The sequence below is a fragment of the Microcoleus asticus IPMA8 genome, from assembly GCF_013179805.1.
GTDB lineage: Bacteria > Cyanobacteriota > Cyanobacteriia > Cyanobacteriales > Microcoleaceae > Microcoleus > Microcoleus asticus.
In genome coordinates this window covers 1-3,599 of sequence record NZ_SRRZ01000247.1, presented here as the reverse complement: position 1 = coordinate 3,599, position 3,599 = coordinate 1, and the positions used below count along the sequence as shown (strand labels likewise).

General features: G+C 45.1%; 5 protein-coding genes. 4 read left to right on the top strand and 1 reads right to left on the bottom strand.

Translation table 11 applies throughout. From position 1 onward, the window contains the following. Together E5S67_RS33820 and E5S67_RS31425 are read left to right on the top strand one after the other, a co-directional pair. Positions 1–425: peptidoglycan-binding protein (locus tag E5S67_RS33820; protein ID WP_246277083.1), on the top strand; the 425-nt coding region annotated here is incomplete at its 5' end. 139 nt (positions 426–564) lie between these two features. Continuing rightward, entirely contained in the window at positions 565–1,467 is a 903-nt protein-coding gene (locus tag E5S67_RS31425) for a peptidoglycan-binding protein (RefSeq protein ID WP_172193322.1), read from the top strand. 74 nt (positions 1,468–1,541) lie between these two features. On the opposite strand, the gene E5S67_RS31420 is transcribed toward E5S67_RS31425, so the two are convergent. After that, entirely contained in the window at positions 1,542–2,021 is a 480-nt protein-coding gene (locus E5S67_RS31420; RefSeq protein WP_172193320.1) for a hypothetical protein, read from the bottom strand. 139 nt (positions 2,022–2,160) lie between these two features. Between E5S67_RS31420 and E5S67_RS34305 the strand changes: the two genes are divergently transcribed. Further along, entirely contained in the window at positions 2,161–2,292 is a 132-nt protein-coding gene (locus tag E5S67_RS34305; RefSeq protein ID WP_281363609.1) for a hypothetical protein, read from the top strand. Between the two features lie 182 nt (positions 2,293–2,474). Further along, entirely contained in the window at positions 2,475–3,521 is a 1,047-nt protein-coding gene (locus tag E5S67_RS31415; RefSeq protein ID WP_172193318.1) for an nSTAND1 domain-containing NTPase, read from the top strand. Positions 3,522–3,599: the final 78 nt, after the last annotated feature.

Below are 3,599 nucleotides of genomic sequence, written 5' to 3'. Positions count from 1 at the left end.
GATTCAGGATGTCGCTCATGTTTCTGTCTCAAAAAAGCTTTACGATCTTCTTGTACCACAAAATGTTACTATTTTGGAGATGTCTATTGAACAACGGAGATTATCAAGGAGCAGCCAATCAGTTTCCTGTGTGGAATAAAGTCAATGGTGAAGCCTGGCCAGGGCTGACACGCAGGCGCTTGGCCGAGCAAGCTCTGTTTTTAGGAATGCCTGAAGTTCGGGTTCTCACACTTACCGAGCCAATAATGCAAGGTGAGGATGTGCGTCAAGTGCAAGAAGCGCTGATCGCGGCAGGAATAAATGTTTCAGCAGATGGCGTTTTTGGTAAAGACACCGATCGTGCTGTGCGACAGTTTCAACAGCAAAAAGGGCTAACGGCGGATGGTGTTGTCGGTGTCCAAACACGCAAAGAATTAGGACTATAAAAGCGATTGTGTAACCAATTATACTGACACAATTAAGTAATTTTCACAAGCTCTGTGGAGGTAAGGTGCGGTGTGCATCCCCGACGGATAGAGTTTATGAATCCAGGACTGACCAAATTCAAATAAATTGGATAAAACCATGACTAACTCAAGCGACATTCTATTTAATCAACCTGTAATTATCGAAGCCTGTGAAGAATTTGTCCAACGGGATATGTTGGAACTTAGAGGCAGTTTCCCGGGATTGCTCCAAGATGCCCCCATGTCTTCGACTGCGGTGGTCAATGGCTTATCTCAACAGTTGATTTATCAATTACAACTGATGATGCCAGATGCCTTTGTCAGTTTTGATGACCTTAATGTAGACTTGCTGGATGCAGCTTTTCCCTACGTACAAACCTCGGCAAAAGAGGCACTTCAGAAAGCCATTCAAGATCGAGGTCAAACGATGGAGGTGAACTCTGCTTACCGCACGATCGCCCAGCAAATGTTATTGTATAACGATCGCTTCAACAACTCTAATCCTGTAGCGCCACCAGGCACCAGCAATCACCAAACAGGGCTAGCGATCGACATTGAAGATGCCAGAGGCTGGGAATCTTATTTGATGCAATATGGCTGGCAGCCATTACCGGGCGATCCGCCTCACTTCGACTACATAGGCGACAGGACGATCGATCTTCGCAGTAACTCAATACTCGCATTTCAGCAGCTTTGGAATCAGAACAACCCGGATGCAAAGATTAGCGAGGATGGCGGCTTTGGCCCCCAAACCGAGGATGCACTTAATCGATCGCCTGCTCAAGGGTTTGCTAAAGCCCCGTGGGATGACAAGCCCAGAACGTTGCGCTTGGCGATGCCCAGAATGGAAGGCTCAGATGTAATCAAGCTTCAGGAAGGCTTGAAAAAGGCTGGCGTTGTAGTTGGGGTTGATGGTGAATTTGGGCCGGCAACAGATACAGCCGTCAAGGAATTTCAGCAGAAAAAAGGTTTGAAGCCCGACGGAATTGTCGCTCTCAAAACCCGAGAACAAATGGCTTGAGGTGTTAGCGCGATCGAGTTCACCAAACCTGGAACAGAACTTCCTCCGCCTTCGGTGGAAGTTCCGTTTATAGCTCAGCTTGTGGGTTGGGGCAGGTTTTGCTTCCAATTGTCACAAATTGCAGTAGCGCTATAATTGGCAATCTTTTTGATAATCAAGGTAGCGAGGAGAGTAGCAATAGCAGGAGCAAGTCCCAGTCCAGAGATTAGAACAGGAGTTAACATCCCAGCAGCTTTAGTGTAATTCTGGCCGATCGCTTCATCCAGGATTTTCTGAGTCTGTGGATCGTTTCCGAGGGGTTGGCACATCAGCTCGTAAACTAAGGGGTTTACGCGATCGAACAACTGCTGGCCAGCTTCTAGGAGCTTGAGATCGATCGATGCTCTAGCGGCAACATTCACATCAATAGAATCCAGGGAAGCTGGGTCTATCCCTCTGGTTCCAAGTCCCGCCGCATCATCCTCTATGGCTTGAGCGCGATCGCCAATTTGTGCTGCTAGCTGATCCTCATCAAGTTCCCACAAACTTTCTACAAGAACTTCAATTTCTGCCATGATTATTTGTCTCCAGACTATGGTTAACTAGAATATTGCTGATTATCCTTTACCTGCGAAGCTGATGAGTGAAAACCCGTCAATATAGCTTAACGAATGCCTAGCTACACATCGGCAATCTTAACCATTCTTTAAAAAAGTGCGATCGTCCCATCAAACTGCTGCTAAGTATTTAACATTTAAATCGCCAGAAAGTTACTATCGAACCGGAAATAAAGCCAACACAGTTAAATTTGTTGAAGAACTCAAGCAAATCAATCCCACTGGTTAAGTAAGTTTACATTATGTGACAGTGTAAACTTACTTAACGGGCAGCAAAGATTTTATTGCCAGTTTGGTATACTAAGACTGAACCGTATAGATATACAAAGACCTTTATCAGTTTAAGTAAAAGAACTCTCCTTAAGCAAACAGAAGTAAAAGCTCCAGAAAACCCGAGCAATTCCCGAGTTCATGACTAACAACAACACAGTCAAAACAATTTTAATTCTGGCAGCCAATCCCACCAATACCGCTCCCCTGCGATTGGAGCAAGAGATCCGGGAAATTGACGAAGGATTGCGACGGGCAAATAAACGAGAACAGTATAAATTAGAACAAAAATGGGCTGTCCGCTCCCGTGACTTTTACCGAGCTATTTTAGATTATCAACCCAACATAGTCCACTTTTGCGGGCATGGTGCTGGAGCCGATGGAATTGTCCTAGAAGACGATACCGGAAAAATGGCGCTGGTGCAGACAAACGCCCTCGCCAGTATGTTTAAATTGTTTGCCAAAAAAGGTGTAGATTGTGTAATTCTCAATGCTTGTTATTCCGAAGTACAGGCCGACGCAATTAGCCAATACGTTAATTATGTCATTGGCATGAATCGAGCCGTGGGAGATCGAGCAGCCCTTGCCTTTTCTGTAGGGTTTTATGATGCGATCGCTGCTGGATATATGTTAGAAGAAGCCTACGACTTAGGTTGCTCGCAGATGATGAGCTTCCGAGAGCAGGAAACTCCTGTTTTCAAGAAAAAGAATTTAATTGAGGCTCCGATTGCTCGGGGTGTAATTGCTGTTGAAGATGAGATTCCGCCCAATCCTTACCAAGGATTATCTGCCTTTGGGGAAGAAGATGCCGACTTCTTTTTTGGACAGGAAAAATTTGTCAGTAATTTAGTAGAAGTAACGCACAAACAACCGTTGGTAGCAGTGGTTGGGCCAAGTGGGAGTGGTAAATCTTCTGTGGTATTTGCGGGATTAGTTCCTAAATTGCGAAAAGAGGGAAACTGGTTAATTGAAACTTTCCGTCCGGGCAAAGAACCGTTTGTGCAGTTAGCTTTTGCCTTGGTGCGGCAATTAGAACCAGCAGCGGGGGAAACTCAACAACTGTTGTCAGCGGTGGGATTGGCAAGCGATATGCAGCAAGGTAAAATTACCTTGCTGCAAGTAATATCTCGGATTTTAGAGCGCAACCCAGGTAAACGGTTGTTGTTAGTCGCAGACCAGAAGTGTTGAATGCTTATTTGATAGGATTCTGAAAATAGACATACGAATCCTATAAACTGGTGATTTCAGCAATTAAAAACAAGTTCC

Excerpts from the sequence above, each read along its gene's own strand:
- E5S67_RS31425 (WP_172193322.1), top strand. The coding sequence starts at position 565 with ATGACTAACTCAAGCGACATTCTATTTAATCAACCTGTAATTATCGAA.
- E5S67_RS31420 (WP_172193320.1), bottom strand. The coding sequence starts at position 2,021 with ATGGCAGAAATTGAAGTTCTTGTAGAAAGTTTGTGGGAACTTGATGAG.
- E5S67_RS31415 (WP_172193318.1), top strand. The coding sequence starts at position 2,475 with ATGACTAACAACAACACAGTCAAAACAATTTTAATTCTGGCAGCCAAT.